22 protein-coding genes and 1 riboswitch are annotated in these 23,015 nt (G+C 47.2%); of the genes, 16 read left to right on the top strand and 6 right to left on the bottom strand.

Going from position 1 to position 23,015, the window contains the following annotated elements; all coding sequences use genetic code 11:
• Positions 1-139: 139 nt before the first annotated feature.
• Both BGP75_RS01480 and BGP75_RS01475 read left to right on the top strand, forming a co-directional pair.
• Complete coding sequence (locus BGP75_RS01480; protein ID WP_076714351.1) at positions 140-1,171, top strand: GlxA family transcriptional regulator; 1,032 nt, start codon at positions 140-142, stop codon at positions 1,169-1,171.
• 200 nt (positions 1,172-1,371) lie between these two features.
• A complete protein-coding gene (locus BGP75_RS01475; RefSeq protein ID WP_076714349.1) occupies positions 1,372-1,653 on the top strand; it encodes a hypothetical protein in 282 nt (93 codons plus the stop codon).
• A gap of 80 nt (positions 1,654-1,733) precedes the next feature.
• Here the strand turns inward: BGP75_RS01475 and BGP75_RS01470 are convergent, their stop codons facing one another.
• Positions 1,734-2,198, bottom strand: a complete 465-nt coding sequence (locus tag BGP75_RS01470; protein WP_076714347.1) for an aminoacyl-tRNA deacylase — start codon at positions 2,196-2,198, stop codon at positions 1,734-1,736.
• A 255-nt stretch (positions 2,199-2,453) separates the two neighbouring features.
• On the opposite strand from BGP75_RS01470, the gene BGP75_RS01465 reads away from it, so the two are divergent.
• A complete protein-coding gene (locus BGP75_RS01465; protein ID WP_076714345.1) occupies positions 2,454-3,131 on the top strand; it encodes a protein-L-isoaspartate(D-aspartate) O-methyltransferase in 678 nt (225 codons plus the stop codon).
• Between the two features lie 144 nt (positions 3,132-3,275).
• On the opposite strand, the gene bluB is transcribed toward BGP75_RS01465, so the two are convergent.
• Positions 3,276-4,091 carry a 5,6-dimethylbenzimidazole synthase gene (gene bluB / locus BGP75_RS01460; RefSeq protein ID WP_083704564.1) on the bottom strand — a complete coding sequence of 272 codons (816 nt, stop codon included), beginning with the start codon at positions 4,089-4,091 and terminating at the stop codon, positions 3,276-3,278.
• A 44-nt stretch (positions 4,092-4,135) separates the two neighbouring features.
• Positions 4,136-4,339, bottom strand: a riboswitch (cobalamin riboswitch).
• 41 nt (positions 4,340-4,380) lie between these two features.
• Positions 4,381-5,055, bottom strand: coding sequence for a glutathione S-transferase (locus BGP75_RS01455; protein ID WP_076714343.1), 675 nt, complete (start codon positions 5,053-5,055; stop codon positions 4,381-4,383).
• A gap of 337 nt (positions 5,056-5,392) precedes the next feature.
• On the opposite strand from BGP75_RS01455, the gene BGP75_RS01450 reads away from it, so the two are divergent.
• Entirely contained in the window at positions 5,393-6,430 is a 1,038-nt protein-coding gene (locus tag BGP75_RS01450) for an adenylate/guanylate cyclase domain-containing protein (RefSeq protein WP_076714341.1), read from the top strand.
• A gap of 118 nt (positions 6,431-6,548) precedes the next feature.
• On the opposite strand, the gene BGP75_RS01445 is transcribed toward BGP75_RS01450, so the two are convergent.
• Complete coding sequence (locus BGP75_RS01445) at positions 6,549-6,926, bottom strand: STAS/SEC14 domain-containing protein (RefSeq protein ID WP_076714339.1); 378 nt, start codon at positions 6,924-6,926, stop codon at positions 6,549-6,551.
• A gap of 325 nt (positions 6,927-7,251) precedes the next feature.
• On the opposite strand from BGP75_RS01445, the gene BGP75_RS01440 reads away from it, so the two are divergent.
• Entirely contained in the window at positions 7,252-7,443 is a 192-nt protein-coding gene (locus BGP75_RS01440; RefSeq protein ID WP_076714337.1) for an oxidoreductase-like domain-containing protein, read from the top strand.
• 90 nt (positions 7,444-7,533) lie between these two features.
• Here the strand turns inward: BGP75_RS01440 and BGP75_RS01435 are convergent, their stop codons facing one another.
• Positions 7,534-8,475 carry a hypothetical protein gene (locus BGP75_RS01435; protein ID WP_076714335.1) on the bottom strand — a complete coding sequence of 314 codons (942 nt, stop codon included), beginning with the start codon at positions 8,473-8,475 and terminating at the stop codon, positions 7,534-7,536.
• A gap of 293 nt (positions 8,476-8,768) precedes the next feature.
• Between BGP75_RS01435 and BGP75_RS01430 the strand changes: the two genes are divergently transcribed.
• The 4 genes from BGP75_RS01430 (at position 8,769) to BGP75_RS01415 (ending at position 11,772) form a co-directional block, all read left to right on the top strand.
• On the top strand, positions 8,769-9,599 hold the full coding sequence (locus tag BGP75_RS01430; protein ID WP_076714333.1) for an AraC family transcriptional regulator: 831 nt from the start codon (positions 8,769-8,771) through the stop codon (positions 9,597-9,599).
• A gap of 572 nt (positions 9,600-10,171) precedes the next feature.
• On the top strand, positions 10,172-10,450 hold the full coding sequence (locus BGP75_RS01425; protein ID WP_076714331.1) for a hypothetical protein: 279 nt from the start codon (positions 10,172-10,174) through the stop codon (positions 10,448-10,450).
• A 225-nt stretch (positions 10,451-10,675) separates the two neighbouring features.
• Positions 10,676-11,461, top strand: coding sequence for an AzlC family ABC transporter permease (locus BGP75_RS01420; RefSeq protein ID WP_076714329.1), 786 nt, complete (start codon positions 10,676-10,678; stop codon positions 11,459-11,461).
• Complete coding sequence (locus BGP75_RS01415) at positions 11,458-11,772, top strand: AzlD domain-containing protein (RefSeq protein ID WP_076714327.1); 315 nt, start codon at positions 11,458-11,460, stop codon at positions 11,770-11,772. The genes BGP75_RS01420 and BGP75_RS01415 overlap by 4 nt, the downstream gene beginning before the upstream one ends.
• A gap of 73 nt (positions 11,773-11,845) precedes the next feature.
• Here BGP75_RS01415 and BGP75_RS01410 read toward each other — a convergent pair whose 3' ends face one another.
• On the bottom strand, positions 11,846-12,916 hold the full coding sequence (locus tag BGP75_RS01410; protein WP_076714325.1) for a substrate-binding domain-containing protein: 1,071 nt from the start codon (positions 12,914-12,916) through the stop codon (positions 11,846-11,848).
• A gap of 288 nt (positions 12,917-13,204) precedes the next feature.
• On the opposite strand from BGP75_RS01410, the gene BGP75_RS01405 reads away from it, so the two are divergent.
• The 7 genes from BGP75_RS01405 (at position 13,205) to BGP75_RS01370 (ending at position 22,994) form a co-directional block, all read left to right on the top strand.
• Complete coding sequence (locus BGP75_RS01405; protein WP_076714322.1) at positions 13,205-13,708, top strand: formate dehydrogenase subunit gamma; 504 nt, start codon at positions 13,205-13,207, stop codon at positions 13,706-13,708.
• Entirely contained in the window at positions 13,708-15,312 is a 1,605-nt protein-coding gene (locus tag BGP75_RS01400) for an NADH-quinone oxidoreductase subunit NuoF (RefSeq protein ID WP_076714320.1), read from the top strand. The genes BGP75_RS01405 and BGP75_RS01400 overlap by 1 nt, the downstream gene beginning before the upstream one ends.
• Positions 15,305-18,202, top strand: coding sequence for a formate dehydrogenase subunit alpha (fdhF, locus tag BGP75_RS01395; RefSeq protein WP_076714318.1), 2,898 nt, complete (start codon positions 15,305-15,307; stop codon positions 18,200-18,202). Before BGP75_RS01400 ends, fdhF begins: the two co-directional genes overlap by 8 nt.
• Positions 18,202-19,023: a formate dehydrogenase accessory sulfurtransferase FdhD gene (fdhD, locus tag BGP75_RS01390; protein WP_083704563.1), complete on the top strand. Its 822-nt coding sequence runs from the start codon at positions 18,202-18,204 to the stop codon at positions 19,021-19,023. The genes fdhF and fdhD overlap by 1 nt, the downstream gene beginning before the upstream one ends.
• A 15-nt stretch (positions 19,024-19,038) precedes the next feature.
• Positions 19,039-19,287: a formate dehydrogenase subunit delta gene (locus tag BGP75_RS01385; RefSeq protein WP_076714316.1), complete on the top strand. Its 249-nt coding sequence runs from the start codon at positions 19,039-19,041 to the stop codon at positions 19,285-19,287.
• Between the two features lie 437 nt (positions 19,288-19,724).
• Positions 19,725-19,964 carry a hypothetical protein gene (locus BGP75_RS01375; protein WP_076714312.1) on the top strand — a complete coding sequence of 80 codons (240 nt, stop codon included), beginning with the start codon at positions 19,725-19,727 and terminating at the stop codon, positions 19,962-19,964.
• Positions 19,965-22,994 carry a sensor histidine kinase gene (locus BGP75_RS01370; protein WP_076714310.1) on the top strand — a complete coding sequence of 1,010 codons (3,030 nt, stop codon included), beginning with the start codon at positions 19,965-19,967 and terminating at the stop codon, positions 22,992-22,994.
• Positions 22,995-23,015: the final 21 nt, after the last annotated feature.

Genomic DNA, 23,015 nt, shown 5'->3' with positions numbered 1-23,015 from the left:
ACTCTTTGGTTTTTATCGATCTGATAATCGAAGTAATAACTGTATCGCTTGTTTGATGTAGGCATAAGTGTCACTATGGACACTAAAGATGCCATTAGTGCCATCTGTTTGTTTTTGTAGCAACTTGCCTGTGATACCGATGAAAACTATCGATATTCTGATTTATGACGGCTGTGTAGCCAGCAACATTACAGGACCCATCGACCTCTTCAATATCGCCAATGCCTACTGGCAATACATAAGTACTGAAGAACAACAGAATTTATTTCAGTGGCGTTTAATCAGTCAGGGACAGCGTTCTGTGGTGAGTTCCAGTGGAATACGACTGGAAGCTGATTTGCTTCTGAATGAGGCGATACACGCAGATGTCATCATTGTACCGGGACTCCAGTACCAGAGTCTGAAACACCTGGAGCAGACTTTTGCAGGTTTCGGAGCCGTTCATCAATGGCTAAAAGCTCAACAACAAGCGGGGGTGAAGATTGCTGCCAACTGCTCAGGCACATTTCTGTTGGCAGCCAGCGGCCTGCTGGATAACCACCGGGCCACAACCGCCTGGTGGTTGGCAGAACCCTTACGACAACAGTATCCAACGGTAGAATTGTGCCTCGACCAAATAGTTGTGGAAGATCGTGGAATTTTTACCGCAGGTGCAACCACGGCCTATCAAAACCTGTGCTTAGAATTGCTTAGGGTATTGGGAGGGCATGAGCTGATGCTGGCCTGTGCACGAATAATGCTCGTAGACATCAATCGACAGTCACAAATACCCTATTCCAGTATTCAAATGGTTCGTCAACATCATGATTCAATGGTGACAGCGGCAGAGGAGTGGATTGAAAAAGGACTGTCTCAAAGCATATCTCTTAATCAACTGGCAGATAAATTCTCAGTTAGCCGACGCACATTCATCAGGCGGTTTAAAGCAGCTACGGGTAAGACCCCTTCGGCATACATTCAGGCTTTGCGCCTGGAAGCCGCCAAACGCCTGCTGGAAAGCAGCCATATGACCATAGACAGAATCGTAGAACGAGTGGGCTATATCGATAGCAGCTCTTTTCGCCGCCTTTTTCATCGGGAAGTAGGCCTGAGTCCTCGAGCCTACCGTGAACGCTTCTCAATTCGACATGATAACCCTGAAGACTACGATCAGATGGAGTCAAAACCGTAGAATCATCAAAGTGCCACAGCCATTGTTGCTAATCCATAACGCTCAACCGTTGAAATAATTAACACCCGAAACGGACGGATAGCGAAAAAGAACTATCGGTGGTATACATATGATTTATATCCCCGTGAATTTGAGCATTAGCAATGCTTGGGAATTTTTCAGAAACACACTAAGTTATAGAGAAGAGGAGTCTTAACACGATGAATCTAGAGAATAAATCGCCTAGCGAATTAAAGCAGTTACATCTCGATATCTGTTCCTTGTGCGAGGAAATCGATAATACTGAAATCACTGCGGGAAATAAGGAGCAGCTACGAGACTCGATTATCCAACGTCTGCATTCTCTTCCCCTCGCCTCGCCCTACGACGAAATAGAATTGCAACCGACTACCGATGCCACCGTTCGCGCTGAAATAGAACAGATGGGAGAAAAGCTCGCTGCTTTGAAGGTTCAGCTTGAAACCCATTTAGGCATAAATTAATCCCTCCTGAAAACCCCAATAGCAGACCGCCATTGGGGTTTTAGCCATGTCATAATTAAACGGCTTAACCGCCAGCAGGTTCAATGGCAAATCAAGCCATGCTCCCTGTCTTTTACCAAAGCCGACAACTCTTTTCTGGCCAGGTAAATAAGGTCTTCATGAGATCCCGCTTCCAAATAACAGTCAGGCTCATCCAGAATGCGATCATCCCAGATAATTCTTAGATTGTAGGCTTGCCCGATACCAGGTACCGCGCCTTTGGTGCAATCTCTGAATATCAGATTCACATCTTTTTGAGTAGCAGTACTCAGCAGCCGATTGGTACGGAGGTTAATAGCATTAATATCCACACTCTTATCTGCGGGGACTAAAGCCATTATAAAACCTTCGTCATCTCTGAGAATAACGGCTTTAACCATGCGAGAAAGCGGAATATGAGCGGCTTCCGCACAGCCTCTAGCTGTCTCAGAATAGCGATGATGGACAAGTTGGTAGGGAATCTCCTGGTTATCCAGGTACTCTCGTATACGAGGAGATATAGACATAATCGTGCTCTCCTATCGACAGGCCCAGCCTTGGGCATTTTTCCCTTCTATAGACTGAGCTTAGGGCAATCGGAGCACTTTTGCCCGAAAGTTGCCAATAACCAGAGTTAATAATTTGTTATTGATCTAGATTTCTGTGGCTTATTCAGGACGCACTTTCTTTTCCAGAAGCCAATCGGTTAACTAAACTTAACAGATAGGCTAATGCTGAGCCAAGAGAGAAAACCGACTAGCGAAACCATCCGGACAAGACCGATGAACAGACAACAGCAGATGTTAGACGAGATCAGTATGGATGCTGAGCTAACAGCGGAAATGACCGGTCGCAGCGCCTTTTCACCCGACACCATGGAGGCAATGGCATCCGTTCCCCGTAACCAGTTTGTACCGGAAGAACTACTCGCTCAGGCCTATTACAATATCCCTCTTCCCATCGGTCACGGACAGACGATTTCCCAGCCTTATATGGTAGCACTGATGACTGATTTACTGGATCCCAAACCTGAATACAACTGTCTGGAAGTCGGTACAGGTTCTGGTTATCAAGCAGCCGTGCTTTCCCGCCTGGTAAAAAAAGTGTACTCGGTTGAGATTAACCCAGTACTTCATTTGCAAGCAAAAGCCCGTCTTGAACGTCTGAATTTCAACAATATCGATTGTATTCTAGGTGGTGAAAAACTGGGGTTTATAGAACATGCGCCCTATGATGGAATTCTGGTCACAGCTGCTGCAGATCAGATTCCACCAGCATTGATTGATCAGTTAACTAACGGTGGACGGATGCTGATTCCGGTCGGTCCTCAGCATCTGGGCCAGACTCTTTACCTTGTTGACAAAAATAAACAGGGAAAAGTAAACAAAAAGCCGTTGTTAGCGGTTAGATTCGTCCCCCTGCTTCCCGTGAAAGAAAGCTCAGGACGGGAACCTGGCTGAAAGTGTCCTGAAAGAGGATCTGAATAAGATCCTCCCATCCATTCCACTGCCAACACAACGAAACCGATCGACTTCGACCAATGCTGATAAAAAACAGTATTGAGCTAATCCCATTACAAAGCAGGCAGCCTGACTTAGAGGCCACTAAAAGCTCGCTGGAAAATCACGCAGCTCTTGAATCTGTTCTATGAGGGATTCCTGTTCCGGACTGGCGTGGTTTTGCCATTGATCAAAATGCACCAGCTCCTCCAACGGTTGACGAGGAAGCCAGCCAGCACTTTCCAACTCCGGTTTAGCAAAAAAGTGACTGACATAACCAACACAGAGATAAGCAACAGGTACTATATTTGACGGAATCCCCAGAGCAGACTGCAATTCTCGCTGTTTAACAATACTGACCCAACCGACACCCAACCCTTCTGCTCTAGCCGCTAGCCACAAATTTTGCACGGCACAAACGCTGCTATAAACATCCATCGATTTGATATGGGTACGACCGATAACGGTTGGACCTGTGCGTTTACGGTCACAAGTAATGCAAATATTCACCGGCGACTCCATAATCCCTTCCAGTTTGAGGGATCTGTAGGTATCCCGCTTTTCCTCTGGGAACATTTCTACCGCTTCGTTATGGGCCACTAGAAAAGATTCATGGACTTGTTTTTTTACTCCAGGATCCCTTATCACCATAAAATCCCAGGGCTGCATAAAACCTACTGATGGCGCATGGTGGGCAGCATAAAGGATACGACCAAGAACCTCGTCTGGAATAGGATCAGACTTAAACTGGCCCCGTACATCACGGCGATTAAAAATTGTTTTGTAAAGGCCATCTCGTTCCTGTTGATCAAACTGGACCTCCGACTGATGGTTTTTCAGGCCATTGCTGTCCGCGCCACTGAGTGAATCAATGCCTGAGGATTGAGAGGCTACTGGATTATATTCCGCTGAGTTTTCCATATATATTCCCCTTGCTATGGAAAATTAAGAGTGTCTGACCAAACATCTCTAATCAGCTATCAGGCCGGTCTTCTGACTCAGGATCACTTTACACAGAAGCCTTCCCAGCTATTTAACAGCCAGTGGCTGGTTTCCACCTGTTCTGTGTAATCTCCTATACAGCGTTGGGCACGTATCGGACTTTCACCGATTTCCCGATTCTCCCGTTACCAATATTCGGTTAGGGCACCTGAAAGCGCTGGGTACCCGTTATAGAGAGACACAAAGAAACTGTCAAATAAGAAATTACTTAACTATTGAGCACTGATCGCGGAACTGGAAACACGATAGGATCATCCCCTTCCTGCCACGGAGAATATTTTACCATTATTGATTGAAACAGCTCCGAGTCCAGCCATTGCTGCAACCAGCGCTGTACTCGAGGATAAGGAGCCCTTTCAAACCAGCCAGGATCCACCCCGGCAAACTGACGAATAAAAGGAAAAATAGCAGCATCTGCCAAGGTCAAGCGTTCACCCGCCAAATAGGATGTCAATTTCAGACGCTGCTCCAGCTGCGCCAGAAATACTTCCCCCTCTGACCGATATGCCTCAGCAGGTTTTTCCGGATACCTATCGGCATACTTGTAACGATCAAGACAAGGTTTAAAGTGCACATCGTTTTCAAGAATCAATCCATTAATCTGATGCTGAATGCTGGTATCAGGATCAAGCCAACGCTCGGGATCATTCTGCTCCAGTGCCCAGAGCATGATTTCCCAACTTTCGTCGATAACCTTGCCCGTCTCCAGTTGCAGCACCGGTACCGTTGCTTTTGGCGAAATGTTCAACAGACTGTCTGGTTTTGCCTTCAAAGCCACTTCTCGCCAAACCACCGACTGACCGCTACGGGCAATAGCCAAACGAGCTCGAATGGCATATGGACAGCGCCGAAAAGTATACAGGATCGGTAATTTGTCACTCATGAATTCAAACTCATACTACACCCCGACACCGCACCGCTAATCAAACATCACCATCAATCAAACGTATCGCCTATCAAAATGGCAAGGTCTCCGTTACAACCTGGAGATTATACCTGATCATTTCGGATAGAGAATCTGAAACAGATACCATCATCCCAGCCAACGCGCTTTGGCCAATAGCGACTCAGGTTCTCCTGACTCCTGATTAACGTTATGATCCAAGCAGGAAACCTGCGAACAACTCCTTTCATTCATTATCTGGCTTAGTCGCAGCTTTTTCCAAACACACAGGAACCTCAGTACTAATGCAGTACTGACCCGCAAACAGGAAGCTCAATTGTCCAGACGAACACGTCAAAGAATTCGCCTGTATATTACTCTGATAGCCCTTTCAGTGCTGGCAGGCTTTACTCACAGTTATCTGACGCGTGAATCCAGCATCCCCGTTGAATATAACAATCTGGCTTTTGATAGCTTTAGCTGGTTTTTTGGTGCTTCTCTATACCTGGCCTTTGATCTGTTCTGGATACCCAGTCGCTACGGCGCCATGATCCGCCGGATGTATTTTCTTAAGGTTATCGCCGTTAAAGCCTTTGTATTAACCAATATTGTAATCCTGTCTGGCTTTATCAGTCAGGCAATATTCCTCGAAGCACTTAGTTTCAAATTTTTACTTAGTCCAGACTTTTATCAAACCGTTGTTATCGTCATTCTGGTTGCCACAGTCTTGCTGACCATCACTCAGATTGTCCGTATCATCGGTGCTCGAACATTAGTCAATTTTATCCTCGGCCGTTACCATCAACCCGTTCATGAAGACACCATATTTCTTTTTCTCGATCTGGCAGACTCGACCGCCTTAACCGAGCGTCTGGGAGACTTAGGTGTACAGACCATGATTACTCAGTTTTTTTTCGATATATCTGAGCCGATTATCGAATTTGGGGGTGAGATTCATCGCTATGTTGGTGATCAGGTGGTCGTTACCTGGCCTCTTAAAAGCCCGGAAGAAAACATACGCGCTATCGACTGCTACTTTGCAATTGTCCGGCGAGTAGTAGAAAAATCCGAAAAATATAAACAGCAGTTCCAGACCGTCCCCCGCTTTCGGGTTGGCCTCCATGGTGGTCCTGTTGTCATTAGTGAATGCGGAGATCAAAAACAGGAAATATCCTACTTTGGCGACACCGTAAATACCGCAGCCAGAATCGAAAGCCATTGCAAGACTCTTGACTGTCCCCTGCTGATTTCATCGGAACTGCTACAGCATATACAGCTTCCATCCAGCTATCAGGCACAACCTAAGCACTCAGTGCAACTCAGAGGGCGAGAGTCTAAGACAGAATTATTCACCATTGTGTTATCGGATAACTAATGGCCAGCGATCAGTATCAGCCAAAAAAGAAGGGACCTTTTGGCCCCTTCGCACATTTTAATGCGTTTTAGTCATTTGGCTTCTTTGATAAGAAGTGCCGGTACTGTTTCAGTGCAGCCTAGTGTTTCACTTCATCCGAGTGTTTCAGCCAGTCTTGAGCCTCCTCACTACGATCACTGTCATAGTATTGGACCTCCGCGTGAGTTAGTGGCTTAAGATAGGTCACTAATTTTTTCTGCCAGGGTTTATCACCCACAAGGGCTATTCTTTCGATTGTATCTCGAGTCTTTAACGCCAGCAGAAACTCATCCCAGGCGGCATGCAGCTCCCAGCCGTCAAAATTATCCATCTTCCACAGCACATTAATTTTGCCAGACTCCTGAATTGCGTTTTCTACCTGTGGAATGAGAACGGACTGGTATTCAAAGTCGGTCAGTTTACCGCTGGCCACAAACTCCAGCATACCAGGTTCATTATCATAGATTCTCTGAATCATGGCTATTTCCTCCCCAATCTTCCGTAGCCGTTAAGGGGCTTATTAATCATATTTCATTCTCTCGCCTCTGAGCTGGAAATAATTTCAACAAGATCGAGAATTAATGGAAACTCATGCGATTTAAGGGAAAATACGGCCATTTTCCGACTCATTATCGTCCAATATCCAGAAAACATTCGAGATACAGCATCGAACCTGATCAACGTAGAGCTCTGTAGGCATTTCCCGTAGTATATTTGAAATCACAGACATACTTAGATGAAACCCTTTTCCCGGGGCCTGATTCATCTTTTTTGACGCGAAGCTTCAGTCCGAGATTATATCTATGCCTGATAAACTGGAAAAACCCACTAAACCAGCACCTAATGAATGCTGTGGTGGAGGAAGTTGCTGCCCTTGTGTATGGGATGCCTATTTTGAAGAATTACGCCGATGGAAAGAACAGCAAGGTATAAAGTCACCGGCTCAAAAACAATCCAAACCAAAACCTATAGATCCAGATTGTTTCTATCGTTAGAGAACCTATGAATAAGTCTACTGTGTTCTCAGTGGGCCCTGGCTCTAGAGCCCACCCTTCCCGTTTTACGCTGTTACCCGTTATGAGTAACTAACTCTTAACAACATCACCTTTTTCACAGTCCCATCGCAAAGTTCGAACAGTCTGTGCTGCTTTAGGTGTAAGGGGAATACTCTTGAGCCTTTCAAGGTTTTCTTCAGAGAAAAACAGCTGAGCCTCAGCGATCAGTTTTTCAGCTAATATAAAGTAGCCCTCCACCTGATCAGACCAATCAACAGGCACACCTATACTCCCTTGAGACTCCACTTTTTTAGCCTTTTCGTCTAATTCCTTCAAGGGTTTGAGAATACGTTCAATCAACAGTTGTCGAATGTCGAGGTCCGCAGAAAACACCCCCAGTCCCGCTAACTGTTCCACGTTCTGTAATTGCTGATCGGTGGCATTACTCTCTATCAGTTGCTCATAGACAGTACTTTCCTCTTTTTTAAGCCGCAACTCTTCTAACGCTGAAAACAACTCAGCAGGATAAGTTTTTTGAAATTGGCTTAAAGACTTAAACAACCAGTTTGCCCCTTTGGACATCTGCTTGAGTTCTTTAACTCTTTCCTTGATGCCTTCACTTTGGCTGATAAAAGTATCCAGCTCAATATGCCGAATTGCTGATTGAATCACTGGTCTAGAGGCTCTGGGAGAGCTGCCCGTCGAGCTGGCTCTGGACGAGGCTGATGGCGAAGACCGGCGACGGGAGGCCTTTGGAGGGGTCAATGCCTGCGGATCCATAAAGCGTTTAGCGCAGTTTTCACAAATACTGCATTCACCGCTTTCCGCAGTCCGCACTAAGTAACCTTTTTTGTGATTCTGATAACAGTCACTGACACTGCAGCAGGCTATTTTTCGAGGAAATGAATAAGCCGCCAGCACGTAGCGAAACAACGAACGTCGTGGAGGCACAGAAGCTTCATAATGGGGACGACTAACGATATCATCCAGCGTTTTAATACTAATTCTATCTTCCGTATAAAAATTGGCCATTGTTTTATAGTCTCAACTAGTGGCTAAGCCGCCACCATACTCATCAACAGGTAGAATATTATCAAAACAATTATGCACCAAAAGTTGTACCTACATTTCATTATTAGTCAAAGATCGCAGACAATCTTATACTGGCTTCCCAGAAGGTAGTCTTTCGACAGGAAAATCTTAATTATTTTATGTAGTTAAGTATAGAAAACAGTGCCTGGTCAGCTCCCTAAGGTCAATAACGTACAAAACGACTGGTAGACGACTTTGCTAAACTGTACGTCTGAAAGAGACGGAATAGACAGATGGTTCAAAAAATCAAAGATACTGCCCACTACAGCTACGCGGAAGATCTTGGCGGTCTTGAGCTATTGAATGCAAACTACCACCTTCAACGGTTTTCCCGTCATGTTCATGAAGGTTTTTGCATTGGCGTCATAGATACGGGAGCGCAACAGTTCTACCGAGAGGGTAGTAACCATATCGCGCCTCAGAACAGTATTATTCTGGTGAATGCGGACCAGGTACATGATGGTCATTGTGTCAGTGAAAATGGCTGGTCTTATCGGGCCATTTACCCGACTCCTGAGATGTTAGCTCTGGTTTCTGAAGAATTACAGGGCCCTAACAGTGGCATTCCCTGGTTTACTAACCCCGTCATATACGATCCTTATATGGCCGCAAAACTGCGTCAGATGTTCGACCTGCTGCAATATTCCAACAATCCTCTGGAACGACAGAGCTATTATCTGGAAGTAATGACTCAGTTTATTCAACGACATGGTGGCCGTGGTAGCTATTTACCCGCTGTTGATCGACAACCCGTGACTGTTCAGAACGTTAAAAACTACCTCTGTAACCATCTCAACGAGAACGTTTCTTTACAACAGCTAGCTCAACTGGTGGAGCTAAACCCACACTATCTGGCACGCTTATTTCAGCGCCATGTAGGTCTTCCTCCTCATGCCTACCAAGTGGTACTGCGTATCCAAAAAGCAAAAAAACTGATCAGGCAAGGTGCTAAACTATCAGACATCGCTGCAGATACCGGATTTACCGATCAAAGCCACCTTCATCGCCATTTTAAAAAGATGATGGGAATCACTCCAGGGCGCTACTTCAAAGCGACCCACTAAGCTCGTTTTTATCAACCTTTTGAAGAGCCTCTTTGAACATAAAGCGGTACTGAAAACGATCACCAGTCACCGACTTCAAGCGAAGGCAGTAAGGAACCTAAGCTTCCGCTATGTCCACAATCGTCATCAGGCAACTCTCATCATCGGATTAAAGAGATGAGATCCGGGTTAGCTCTGCCAAAGTGTGGTGATAAAAATCACTAATAATTCCAATCACCTAGTAATTAAGTCTGTTATCAACGGTTTCCTGATTTCAGAAGCCTTTAAAAAGCGTGATTATATATACAATATTATGAATATTGTGGTATTCAGCGAACTCAATCTATAAAATTTACAAATACTTCCATTGTCACACTGACATGAAGTAGCGGAAAACCTCATCTCAACTTCCTGCAGGATCAAACAGGGCTGCTTTCGCTTGATAAAGCAGAAAAGTCCGGGCACAAATGCAGGTTTTTTCCGGCTCTGACGCAACCGGAAAACAGGGCTCTGTTCAACAAAAAGTTAAGATTGGAGCTCTTTGGCATATAAGGACAATTTGTCGTCAAGCGACAAATAGGTGCTACTAAAAAATGACTGTGACTAACAAATTGTTCAAGGTCGCTGATTCTCTTCTGAGCGAAGAAGAGCAGGACTATATTGATATCTATTTGTACTCAATTGAAACCGTGCAGGAGTACGCCTGGAATCAGATGAGTATTCTGTTGTCTCATAATGAAGCCGCAAGAATTTTAGTAACCTGCCGAAGATGGATAAAACAAGGAAAGCAAAAAAATGATCCATCCAACGCTTACTTCAAGATGGTTGAATGGCCTCTTACCTCTGTGTCTCTGCGTCTTCAGGCCGTGTAACAACACGACTCTAAGCTAAACCAGTTATAACAAGCTGATATTTAAAAACACGAGCAATGGATAAGTACCGCCTGTCTCTGCTTAATAACTCCTGCTGGTCAATAACGTACAAGACAGCTTTCTGTTTCATCAATAGACTCTCCTCTATATAACTGACAGTTCGCCAATCCGGTCAGTTCGTTCGATTAAATAGCGCGTTCTTCCCGACAAGACACGGAGAAATTAATGACAAGAAAACCATCTGTCGCCTTCCAGCAAGGAATCAACGGTGCACGTGATACGCTGCCTTTGCTAGTGGCTGCAATGCCTTTTGCTATTGTTTATGGGGCCATGGCCATTTCGGAAGGTTTATCTAGCTGGACAGCTCTCGGTATGTCGGTGATGGTATTTGCCGGAGCCTCTCAATTCATAGCTGTCACTCTTTTGGCCTCATCAACCGCGTTACCCATCATTCTACTGACCGTCTTTGTGGTCAACTTGAGACACATGCTCTACGCCACCAGCCTGATGTCTAAAGTCGTTCACTTGCCTCAGCGACTGAAAATCATAATGGCCTTTACTCTGACCGATGAAACCTACGCAGTCGTCAGCAACCGGATTCACCAGCTCCAGCGCAATCCCCCCCACCCAGCACCTGGCGATCATCAGTTGCTGCATTATTACTATCTGGGGTCCGCCTTGGCCATGTACAGCAATTGGGTCTTTTTCAGTGCAGCCGGTGTGCTACTGGGAGAACAGGTTCCCGATATGACCAGTTGGGGGCTGGATGTTGCAATGATAGTCGCATTTGTTGGCATCATCGTACCTGCCTTGAAAAACCATTCCTACTGGGCCTGTGCAATAACTGCAGGCAGCTGTGCGGCCTTCACTTTTGACTGGCCAAACCAAACAGGCCTGCTGTTTTCTGCGTTAGTTGCCATTATCGTGGGGATAACGCTTGAAACCCTGTTCAAGACACAAGACTCACCAATGAAAACAGATTCAAATAGCTTCAGGGAGACTCAAGGATGACTGACTGGGGTTTAATTTTCGCAATGGCAATACTGACCTTCACCCCCCGCTACTTACCCTTTGGACTTGCTGGTCTAGTGACCATTCCTCCACTGATAGAGTCTGCATTAAACTATGTACCTGTTGCTGTACTCTCAGCCATTGTTATCCAGAATAGTTTAATCAGAGACGGAGCTATTGAGTTCAACCTTTACAATCATCACCTGATCGCCACTATCGCAGCACTAATAACTGCTTTACTGAGCCGTCACCTGCTGATAACAATTGCAGTCGGGTTAATCAGCTACGGCATGGCGCGGTTCTTTATTTAGAAACAGGATTATTTAGTGGAAGCGCTTTAAACACCCCTGAATAAAGTTCATCTGACAATACGGTCTATGCACTTTAACCACTAAACCAAGGGAAAATTTCTTCAATACCCACAACATCACCACAGTTATTCAGTGAATATCCAGGCAGTTCCTCGACGGCCTTCTGAAACTCAGTTCCCCCAATCGATGCCAGCAGACTCCGGGTTGCCGATTGTTTCAGAGTCTTGCTATGGCAAACCATCAGATAATGCTCAGTGGTTATCGGGATAAATTCCAAGCCAAAGCGTCTAGCCGCTGCTTCTACGCCAAAACCCGCATCAGCCATTCCGGAAGCAACATATGCCGCAATGGCTGAGTGGGTGTACTCTTCATTCTCAAAACCATTGATACGAGCACTATTAACGCCAGCACGGAGCAGCAGTTCATCGAGCAGGGCTCGAGTACCGGAATCTTTCTGACGGTTAATAAATCGCACATTTTTTCCGGCAAGATCCTTTAAATCATAAATCTCACATGGATTACCCGAACGGATCATGATGCCCTGGCAGCGGGTAATAAATCGAATGATCTTATGTACTCGGGGTTTAAGGTATCGGCGATAGCTATCAATCAATGTATCGCTGAGGATCTCTATAGGCACATGGAACCCGGCAACATCGCAGCTGCCTCGATTGAGAGAAGCAAGCGCTTCTTCAGCACTTCGATATTGCAGATCAAGCTGGTAGTCGCCCGCAAAGTCCGGCAGCAGTTCTACCGCGTAGCCATAGCTGGCATGCATCCGCAATAGCGGACTAACTCCTTCCAGGCTACGCTGAATTTCCAGGTTTAATTCCGATGCCAAGCTTTTAAGTTGCGGCTCCAACCGGGCAACCACACGCTGCTCGGCCCAAAGCAGCTTTTCCCCCAAAGGCGTAAGACTGGCACCTTTACCTTTTTGCAGGGCCACTAATTCACAACCAAAAAATGCCGCCCAGTTATTCAGTAAATTCCAGCTGTGACGATAAGAAATCCCAACCTGTCGCGCTGCTTCAGTCAACTTACCTTTGTCATGAATGCCATTTAACAGAAGAAACAGCTGAGGGTCGAGACGGTGGCCAGCTTCATCTCGAAAAGACCAGGCAGGCTCAACATGTATTCTCTTCATATGCACTTCTTTTCATATTCCCTATACAGGCCACCAATGCTACCGTTAAACCAGTAGTAATGGAATAAACTGGGTTAAATATGCATTCCACTACATATTTAACAAGACCTACTCAGGTATTTAACAGGTTCTGGTGAATTGCTGAATGCATAAGCGACGGAATTATATAAAAACCACATAAAAACAGGTCTCTCTGAGATAAGTGCTCCTGCACCAGAAGAGATTACGATAACTATAATGATAGCCTCGTAAAAACGAGGGATTAAAAAACAAAGACAGGTAATACAGATGAGCGCTTTACCGGAAACGGATCACTCAACAGCAACGTCCGTTGTTGCAGCTGTGGTCGATCAGCTGAAAATGGAGCCCGGTGCCTTACTGCCGATTCTACACGGCATTCAGGACCAACTCGGCTATGTTCCCAGCGAGTCAGTTCCAGTCATTGCAGATGCATTGCGGCAGACAAGTGCCGAAATACACGGCGTGATCAGCTTCTACCACCACTTTCGTACCACTCCCCCTGGCCGTAATCAATTGCAAATTTGCCGCGCTGAAGCCTGTCAGGCCAGAGGGTCCAGAGAGCTTGAACAATATGCTCAATCCAAATTAGGCATAGACTATCATCAGACCAGCCCGGACAAAGAGTTTAGCCTGGAGCCGGTGTACTGCCTCGGTAACTGTGCCTGCGGCCCTTCTGTTCGCATTGGTGACGAAGTCATCGGCCGTGTTGACCCAGCTCGATTCGATGAACTGGTAGACGAGTTGTCAACACTGCCTCTGGAGGTGAAGTAATGACCGTCAAAGTTTATGTTCCTCGTGATACGACTGCCCAGGCGTTGGGAGCTGAGCACGTTGTCACAAAGCTGGCAACAGAAAGCCAGGCCCGTGGCGAGCAAATCGAAATTATCCGCAATGGATCCCGAGGCCTGTTCTGGCTGGAGCCTTTAGTCGAGGTAGAAACTGATCAGGGTCGGGTCGCTTTTGGACCGGTCACAGCAAGAGACATTCCTGAGTTGCTCGACAGCGGAATGTTAGCGGGAAAGAGTAACCATCCTTTATGCCAGGGTTTAACAGAAGAGATCCCTTATCTGAAAAACCAGCAGCGACTCACTTTTGCCCGTGCCGGTATTACCGACCCATTATCAATTGAAGACTATCGAGCTCACAGCGGTTTCAACGGATTAGAAAAAGCGCTGAAAATGAGTGGCCAGGAAATTGTTGATGAAGTTAAAACTTCTGGCTTACGCGGTCGTGGAGGAGCAGCCTTCCCTGCCGGAATCAAGTGGCAAACGGTTTTGGATGCCCAACCCACTAGCAATGACCCGCTGAAGCAAAGCACTCAGAAATACATCGTCTGCAATGCCGATGAAGGGGATTCAGGTACTTTTGCTGACCGTCTTGTGATGGAAGCCGACCCTTATATGCTAATAGAAGGCATGGCTATCGCAGGCTTAGCTGTGGGTGCCGACCAGGGTTATATCTATTTAAGATCTGAATACCCTCTTGCTCAACAGATATTCAACGAAGCCATCAGCAAAGCCGAAGCCGCTGGTTACCTGGGACCTAACCTTCTGGGTAGTGGTAAAGCATTTCATCTGGAAGTGCGCCTCGGAGCAGGTGCTTACATCTGTGGTGAAGAGACATCCTTGCTCGAAAGTCTCGAAGGTAAGCGGGGGCTCGTTCGGGCTAAGCCGCCACTACCAGCAATAGTCGGTTTGTTTGGCCAACCCACAGTAGTTAACAATGTACTGACCCTTGCGGCTATACCTTATATTCTCGCCGAGGGAGGCCAAGCCTATGCAGACTACGGTATGGGACGTTCCCGCGGAACCCTGCCGTTCCAACTGGCAGGCAATATCCAGCGCGGCGGCTTGGTCGAACTCGCCTTTGGTCCGAGCCTGAGACAATTAATGATTGATTACGGCAACGGTACCGCCAGTGGACGCCCGATGCGGGCAGTGCAAGTAGGAGGGCCTCTGGGCGCCTATCTACCAGAAAGCCAATGGGATACTGCATTGGATTATGAATCCTTTGCCGAAGTAGGCGCTGTATTGGGCCACGGTGGTGTTGTAGTCTTCGACGAAAGTGTCAATATGTCTGAACAGGCTCGCTTTGCAATGGAGTTCTGTGTTGAGGAATCCTGCGGTAAGTGCACACCCTGCAGAATCGGATCAACTCGTGGCGTAGAAGTCATCGACCGTATTCTGAGCACTGAAGATAGAGATAATCACAGTGCCCACCTCCAGCTCCTGGAAGATCTCTGCGACACAATGGAAGATGGCTCACTCTGCGCTATGGGAGGCATGACGCCTAACCCGGTCCGAAGTGCCGTCAACTACTTCCCAGAAGATTTCAATATTAATTCAAACGTTATCGGGGAGAACGACAATGCTTGAACATTATGATCCCAAAGCGGACCCGTCCTTCAAACCGACGTTCAACCATGACAAAGATTATGGTACTCCAGTATCAGTATCAGAAAACCTGGTAACGCTGGAAATTGATGGTGTTGAAATCACCGTACCAGAAGGCACTTCCGTATTGCGTGCTGCAGCTCTGGTGGATATCAATATTCCCAAGCTTTGTGCCAGTGATAATCTCGAAGCATTCGGTTCCTGCCGCCTTTGCGCGGTGCAGGTAGAAGGCCGACGTGGTTACCCGGCCTCCTGTACGACTCCTGCCGAACAGGGTATGAAAGTTTCTACCCAGAATGAAAAACTGGGCAGACTGCGCCGTAACGTCATGGAGCTTTATATCTCGGACCATCCGCTGGACTGCCTGACCTGCCCCAGTAACGGCGATTGTGAACTACAGGATATGGCCGGTGCCGTAGGCTTAAGAGAAGTACGCTATGGTTTTGACGGCGACAATCACCTGGATGCTGAGAAGGACCATTCCAACCCTTACTTCAGTTTTGATCCTAGCAAGTGCATCGTCTGCTCCCGCTGCGTTCGTGCCTGTGAAGAAGTTCAGGGTACCTTTGCTCTGACTATTCAGGGACGTGGATTCAACTCAACGGTCAGTGCCGGGCAAGACCAGCCTTTCCTGGAATCAGATTGTGTATCCTGTGGTGCTTGCGTACAAAGCTGCCCCACCTCAACCCTGATGGAAAAGAGTGTTATTGACCAGGGCCAGCCAGAGCACAGTGTCGTCACTACCTGCGCATACTGCGGAGTAGGCTGTTCCTTCAAAGCAGAAATGAAGGGTGATCAACTGATCAGAATGGTTCCTTACAAAGGGGGTGAAGCCAACCATGGCCACTCCTGTGTTAAGGGTCGTTTTGCCTTCGGTTATGCGACTCACAAAGATCGTATTCGTGAACCGATGATTCGTGACAGTATCGATCAGCCTTGGCGCCCGGTTAGCTGGGAAGAGGCGATTGCTTTTTCTGCCAAAAAACTGAAAGCGATCCAGGCAGAATATGGCCGAGAAAGTATCGGTGGTATTACTTCATCGCGCTGTACTAATGAAGAAACTTATTTAGTACAAAAGCTGATCCGTGCAGCCTTTGGCAACAACAATACTGATACCTGTGCCCGTGTATGTCACTCACCGACCGGTTACGGTCTGAAGGTTACTTTGGGTGAATCCGCTGGAACCCAGACATTCGATTCGGTGATGCATTCCGATGTGATCCTGGTTATCGGTGCCAATCCCACCGACGCACACCCGGTATTTGGATCCCTCGCCCGAAAGCGCCTCCGTCAGGGAGCAAAGCTAATCGTTGTAGACCCTCGTCGTATCGATTTGCTTGACACCCCTCACCTGAAGGAAGGACATCACCTGCCGCTTCTACCTGGAAGCAACGTTGCAATGATTAATGCCCTGGCTCATGTGGTGATAACAGAAGGCCTTGAGGATAAGGACTTCATCGAGTCCCGTTGTGCCACAGAAGCGTATCAGGCATGGCGTGAATTTATCAGTCAGCCAGAAAACTCCCCTGAATCCAATGAAAGCATTACCGGAGTAGCCGCGGAGCAAGTGCGCAAGGCAGCACGCCTCTATGCTACCGTTCCCAACGCCGCTATTTACTACGGTCTGGGGGTCACTGAACACAGTCAGGGCTCTACTGCAGTCATGGGTATTGCCAACCTTGCAATGGCCACCGGAAATATCGGTCGAGAAGGTGTTGGCGTCAATCCATTGCGTGGACAGAATAATGTTCAGGGCTCTTGTGATATGGGTTCCTTCCCTCAGGACTTACCTGGATACCAGCACGTTTCCGATGACAAAGTTCGTCACAGTTTTGAAGAAGCCTGGGGAACAAAAATTGATGACGTACCTGGTCTGCGTATACCAAATATGTTCGATGCAGCCATCGAAGGCACATTTAAGGGACTCTATGTCCAAGGCGAAGATATCGCCCAGTCTGATCCCAATACTCAACATGTTGAAGCAGCACTACGTGCTATGGACTGTCTGATCGTACAGGATATCTTCCTTAACGAAACAGCTAAATTTGCCCACGTACTGTTGCCAGGCTCCACCTTCCTGGAGAAGAACGGAACCTTCACTAACGGTGAACGTCGCATCAACATGGTTCGCAAGGTTATGCCGCCATTGGCGGGTAAAGAAGACTGGGAAGTCACTCAGGATCTGTCCAATGCCCTGGGGTATCCTATGAACTACAGCCACCCTTCTGAGATCATGGATGAAATTGCTCGCCTGACTCCGACCTTCACAGGCGTCAGTTTCGAAAAACTCGACCGGCTCGGTAGTATCCAATGGCCATGCAATGAGCAGAACCCGGAAGGTATGCCGATCATGCATGTTGAGGATTTCCCGATTGGCAAGGGTAACTTTTCTATTACCCAATACGTGGCCACAGAAGAACGGACTAACCGCCGCTTCCCACTGTTGTTAACAACCGGGCGTATTCTCAGCCAATACAACGTAGGGGCTCAAACCCGTCGAACAGAGAATCAGGTCTGGCATGATGAAGACGTGCTGGAGATCCATCCTCACGATGCCGAAGAACGAGGTATCTGCGATGGTGATTGGTTGGGAATAACCAGCCGTGCCGGTGATACCGTCATGCGTGCCGCCATCAGCGATAGAATGCAGCCAGGCGTGGTGTATACCACCTTCCACCATCCAGGTAGCGGAGCCAACGTTATTACCACTGATAACTCTGACTGGGCAACAAACTGTCCTGAATATAAAGTCACGGCAGTGCAGTTGGAAAAAGTCAGTCAGCCATCAAGCTGGCAACAGCGCCATCAGGCTTCCAATAAACAGCAACTGGATTTACTTAAGCAGGCTCAGCCGGGCCTGGAGCGGAGCTAATGTCGCTGCCTGACGCACAGTCTACGGATTCGAAATCCATGGAAGGATATGAAACTGTTACTGTTCAGCGCTGGCAGCAAGGACACCTGGAAAAGTTGACTGACAGGATCGCCGAAGAGCATGCAGTCGCTCTGGTCTACAACGGCATATCCCACGTGGTGATGATGGCCAGCCCTCAGGATCTTGATGACTTTGCTCTTGGTTTTAGCCTGACTGAGGGCATTGTCGAAAAAGCTGAGGAGTTTTACGGAGTCGAGGTAGAGCGCCACCCCCAAGGGTACGAATTGCAGGTTTCGATAGCGTCTCAACGTATGAATGAGCTAACACAGCGTCGTCGAAATTTAGCAGGCCGAACCGGTTGTGGCCTCTGTGGTGCTGAATCTTTGAATCAGGCCATCCGTAGTACAGCGAAGGTAACCTCAAGCCCGATACCAGCATCTGAAGCGCTGCAACGGGCGGTGACAGAGCTCACCAACTGGCAACCGATGCAGGCTCTCACGGGTGCATTTCATGGTGCTGCCTGGTGCAATCTTCAGGGTGACATAGTGCTTTTGAGAGAAGACGTCGGACGCCACAACGCGCTGGACAAACTTATCGGTGCACTTTGCCGGAAAAAGGTCAATTTTTCACAAGGCTTTGCCCTGGTATCCAGCAGGGCCAGCTATGAAATGGTGCAAAAAACCACCAGCGTGGGTATCACCACACTGGCAGCTGTCTCAGCCCCTACCTCTTTAGCTGTTCAACTGGCAGAAGAGGCGGGGTTGAATCTGATTGGTTTTGCCCGCACGGGTCGCCATGTTATTTATACTACTCTACGTTAGGAGTCATATTGAGCAATGGAAAATTCTCAACACGCAGAACCATCTAACAAAGCAGCTCCTTTGATTAAGATGATCAATGAAATCACTGCTAATAACCTTTATCACGGTGATACAGACGCCACAGCAAAGGCGGTAGCGACGCATCTGACTAAATTCTGGGCTCGCTCTATGAAAAAGGACATTATACGTTATCAGCTAGAAGACGGCTCTGGTCTGAGTGCCCCTTCAAAACGCGCTGTAGAAATGCTTATTGAGTCCTCCTGAATCAGCGGCTAACCCGCTGGTTCAGCATAAACAATTGCTCACCCCTCCCCCCTATGCAGGCATGTGTACGGGGGAATCCTCAACGTCTTACTCTCCTTATTCTTAACCCACTTCAAGCACACCTTTGCTGAAAACCTGTAGACCCTCCGCAGCAGGCATTGCAGCAGTAAAAAGATACACGACTATCGATGAATGGTTCCGAGTTAACAGACTGGTAGTATGGTTTGCTCTAACAAAAAGAAGTCTTTCAAATTAGACCAGTCACCCACCTGCAATCTCAAATATAGCTTTAGAGCCCAGGGTGCGACAGATATCAATTGCTGACCTAGACTATCAATATGCTGGGACTTTCCCTCGTAAACAAGCTCGGCCAAACCCAAAACAAATGAAAAAGTACAACTGTCATAACTTCTGGCCAGCTCAATGGAGTCTCCCATATGCAACCTAAAGACACCCCTTTGCAGCGCATTGGTTTTCAAGTGCTATTATTCCTGTTCGGTTTGGTGGTGGTCAGCTGGCCCTTAGTTGCTCAGTCCCCCCCCTGGTCCCTCAGTCAATTAATCCATTTTTTATTTCTATGCTGGGTAGGGGCCATAGTCGCACTATTTGCCATTAGTCGGTCAAACGCCCGAACGCAGAAACCTTCACCTAAAGATTCAGACGGGGCAACAGAGTAAATGTTTGAACCCCTTCTAATCCTGGTGATTCTGCTGCTTTATATGGGTTTACTATTTGCTATCGCCCAATGGGCAAGTAAACGGACAGCAGGGCAAGGCTTTAAAAACAGTCCTTTTATCTACAGCCTGTCTATTGGCGTCTACTGTACCTCCTGGACCTTTTATGGCAGCGTAGGCTCGGCGGCAAACAATGGTGTTTTATTCCTTATTATCTACCTGGGTCCGACACTCGTGCTTATTTTTGCCGGGACTCTGCTACGCAAGATGGTCCGGGTTAAGAGCCGTCACCACGTAACGAGCATCGCTGATCTGATTTCTTCCCGTTACAACAAATCCCAAACGCTGGCAGCCATGGTGACCATCGTTTGCTTGATAGGTATCCTTCCCTATATTGCGCTTCAGTTAAAAGCTATCACCAACACCTTCAACTTATTATCTGCCAATGGCCTGGCTTCAACGACAACCTCCTCATCTTTCAATGTTGAAATGATTACCGTGGTATTGATGATCATTTTTACGATTCTCTTTGGTGTTCGACACCTTGATCCGACCGAACGGCATCAGGGAATGATGGTGGCTCTGGCGACAGAGAGCATAGTCAAGCTGGTTGCTTTTTTCCTCGCGGGCTTATTTGTTACTTTTGGACTGTTTGACGGCTTTGGGGATCTGTTGGATCAAGCTGAACGTTTATCGCAGAATCATCTGGCACTACAGAAAATGAGTCAAACTCCAGCTCTGACAAGCTGGGTCACTCTGGCCATATTAGCAATGTCTGCGTTCCTGTTCCTACCACGACAGTTCCACGTTATGGTTGTAGAAAATGCCAATGAACAGCATATAAACACGGCTCAATGGCTGATTCCCAGCTACCTGCTGCTGATTAATATCTTTGTCATTCCAGTCGCGCTGGCAGGAATGATCCTGGGACACGGACCTGAGCAGGCGGATACTTTCGTACTACTGTTACCGTTACAAGCCGATCAACGCTGGCTATCGCTGTTAGTATTCATTGGAGGTTTTTCTGCCGCGACAGGTATGATTTTGGTCAGTGCCATGACTCTCTCGACGATGATTACTAACCACCTGGTTTTGCCTATTATCGAATCCATAGGACGACTACGGCATTTACGAACACACCTGCTCCAACTACGCTGGTTAGCGGTTGCCGTATTTATCTCATCCGGTTATCTGTTCAATCAGGTTCTTGGCAATACCTTCATGCTGGTCAATATGGGGCTTATATCGTTTGCTGCCATTTTGCAGTTTGCTCCTTTGATAGTTGGTGGCCTGTTTTGGCGTAGCGCTAACGCTAAGGGAGCAATGGCAGGCCTGACTGCCGGCTTTTTCGGCTGGTTTTATACCTTACTGCTACCAACGTTTATCAAGAGCGGCTGGTGGCCACAGGACTGGCTCGATCAGGGACCTTTCGGCATAACGCTGCTCAATCCTGAAGCTTTGCTGGGATTATCCGTACTGGACCCCCTGCCCCACGCCGTATTCTGGAGCATGGTACTCAATATTGGCGCCTATGTGGCTGTCTCTTTAAGTAACTCATCCAGCAAGGAAGAAGAAGCTCTGGCGAATGAGTTTATCGATATTCTTAAAGAAGAAACTCGCCAATTACCAACCCTCGACCAGGAAGAAAATATCCTTCTGGTATCAAAAGTCGCTCTTCTACGGGGCTGTTTTTCAGAATATATGCCAACAGATCTGGTTTCTTCAGCCATAAACCGTTGTATTCAGAACACAAATCTGGAAGGAAAGGAGAAAGTAAGCCTTCTTCAAGCCACCTACTTAAAGAATGAAGCAGAAACAATACTCTCCGGTGCCATTGGTAGTGCAGCAGCTCATAAAGCCATCCAGCGAAGTAATATCTTCAGTGAGGAAGAACAGAATCAGTTATCCACAATGTATTCCGACCTACTGGCGGAAATTCATCTATCACCGGAAGAACTCTGGAGCAAGGTTGATTATTACCAAGAACGCGAACAGATGATTAGTGACCACGCCGAGCAACAACAGCACACGATCGAACGACTCGAGTCAGAGGCCATACAGCGCCTCAATGCAGAACAGGCGCTGAAAGAGCTTAACGAGAAACTGGAACAGCGAGTCGAACAGCGAACCGCAGAACTTAAAAGCAGTAACGTAAATCTGCGGAGCACATTACAACAACTGCAACAGACCCAAAAACAATTGGTGGAAGCCGATAAAATGGCAGCTCTGGGAGGGCTGGTAGCCGGTATCGCCCATGAGATTAACACACCGCTGGGAAACAGCCTGACAGCAGCAAGTCTGCTGAAAGACGAATATGGTCAACTTTCCGGGAACTATCAAAACAACAGCCTCACCCGCAGTGATTTTGACAATTTTAACAGCGTTGCTAATGAAAGCCTGGAAATTATCCTCACCAATAGCGAACGCGCAGCCCAGTTAATTCAGAGCTTTAAACAGGTAGCCGTCGATCAGACCAGCGACGAGCGGCGTAATTTTCAATTGAAGCATTATATAGAGGAAGTGTTATTTTCGTTGAAGCCCCTATTAAAAAACAATGCTCATGAAATAGCAGTCAGTGGTGACGAAATAAACATCGATAGCTACCCGGGAGCCTACTCCCAGATCATCACCAATTTAGTTATGAATTCTCTACAGCATGCATTTGCCCAGACTGACAATGGCCGTATCCAGATAGAAATCAAAGACTCGGGTGAAAGTATTCTAATGAACTATAGGGATAACGGCTGCGGCATGAGCTCGCGTCAGTTACGGCGAATCTATGACCCTTTTTATACGACTCGTCGAGGAGAAGGCGGTTCAGGGTTAGGAGCCCACATCGTCTACAATCTCGTAACCCAACAATTAAAGGGCCAAATCGATTGTAAGAGCAAGGTTGGTCAGGGAACGGTATTCAATATTCGCTTACCTACAAAGATCCCTTCCGATAAAAAAAATGCGGTAAACGAGCCCCATCAGAATGAAGATACTGCTGATAAGCCGCCTGATGAAGGAAGTAATGACTTTGTTATCTAACTGGATAACCGCCTTCAGAAA

Origin of the sequence: Motiliproteus sp. MSK22-1 (genome assembly GCF_001968815.1) — a bacterium.
GTDB lineage: Bacteria > Pseudomonadota > Gammaproteobacteria > Pseudomonadales > Balneatricaceae > Motiliproteus.
This window is presented reverse-complemented; position numbering and strand designations above follow the sequence as displayed.

Bases quoted from the DNA above. Each gene is read 5' to 3' on its own strand.
- BGP75_RS01405 (WP_076714322.1), top strand. From the start codon at position 13,205: ATGAGCGCTTTACCGGAAACGGATCACTCAACAGCAACGTCCGTTGTT.
- fdhF (WP_076714318.1), top strand. From the start codon at position 15,305: ATGCTTGAACATTATGATCCCAAAGCGGACCCGTCCTTCAAACCGACG.
- BGP75_RS01370 (WP_076714310.1), top strand. From the start codon at position 19,965: ATGTTTGAACCCCTTCTAATCCTGGTGATTCTGCTGCTTTATATGGGT.
- BGP75_RS01420 (WP_076714329.1), top strand. From the start codon at position 10,676: ATGACAAGAAAACCATCTGTCGCCTTCCAGCAAGGAATCAACGGTGCA.
- BGP75_RS01440 (WP_076714337.1), top strand. From the start codon at position 7,252: ATGCCTGATAAACTGGAAAAACCCACTAAACCAGCACCTAATGAATGC.
- BGP75_RS01385 (WP_076714316.1), top strand. From the start codon at position 19,039: ATGGAAAATTCTCAACACGCAGAACCATCTAACAAAGCAGCTCCTTTG.
- BGP75_RS01475 (WP_076714349.1), top strand. From the start codon at position 1,372: ATGAATCTAGAGAATAAATCGCCTAGCGAATTAAAGCAGTTACATCTC.
- BGP75_RS01480 (WP_076714351.1), top strand. From the start codon at position 140: ATGAAAACTATCGATATTCTGATTTATGACGGCTGTGTAGCCAGCAAC.
- BGP75_RS01415 (WP_076714327.1), top strand. From the start codon at position 11,458: ATGACTGACTGGGGTTTAATTTTCGCAATGGCAATACTGACCTTCACC.
- BGP75_RS01400 (WP_076714320.1), top strand. From the start codon at position 13,708: ATGACCGTCAAAGTTTATGTTCCTCGTGATACGACTGCCCAGGCGTTG.
- BGP75_RS01430 (WP_076714333.1), top strand. From the start codon at position 8,769: ATGGTTCAAAAAATCAAAGATACTGCCCACTACAGCTACGCGGAAGAT.
- BGP75_RS01425 (WP_076714331.1), top strand. From the start codon at position 10,172: ATGACTGTGACTAACAAATTGTTCAAGGTCGCTGATTCTCTTCTGAGC.
- BGP75_RS01465 (WP_076714345.1), top strand. From the start codon at position 2,454: ATGAACAGACAACAGCAGATGTTAGACGAGATCAGTATGGATGCTGAG.
- BGP75_RS01410 (WP_076714325.1), bottom strand. From the start codon at position 12,916: ATGAAGAGAATACATGTTGAGCCTGCCTGGTCTTTTCGAGATGAAGCT.
- BGP75_RS01470 (WP_076714347.1), bottom strand. From the start codon at position 2,198: ATGTCTATATCTCCTCGTATACGAGAGTACCTGGATAACCAGGAGATT.
- BGP75_RS01435 (WP_076714335.1), bottom strand. From the start codon at position 8,475: ATGGCCAATTTTTATACGGAAGATAGAATTAGTATTAAAACGCTGGAT.
- BGP75_RS01375 (WP_076714312.1), top strand. From the start codon at position 19,725: ATGCAACCTAAAGACACCCCTTTGCAGCGCATTGGTTTTCAAGTGCTA.
- BGP75_RS01455 (WP_076714343.1), bottom strand. From the start codon at position 5,055: ATGAGTGACAAATTACCGATCCTGTATACTTTTCGGCGCTGTCCATAT.
- BGP75_RS01445 (WP_076714339.1), bottom strand. From the start codon at position 6,926: ATGATTCAGAGAATCTATGATAATGAACCTGGTATGCTGGAGTTTGTG.
- fdhD (WP_083704563.1), top strand. From the start codon at position 18,202: ATGTCGCTGCCTGACGCACAGTCTACGGATTCGAAATCCATGGAAGGA.
- bluB (WP_083704564.1), bottom strand. From the start codon at position 4,091: ATGGAAAACTCAGCGGAATATAATCCAGTAGCCTCTCAATCCTCAGGC.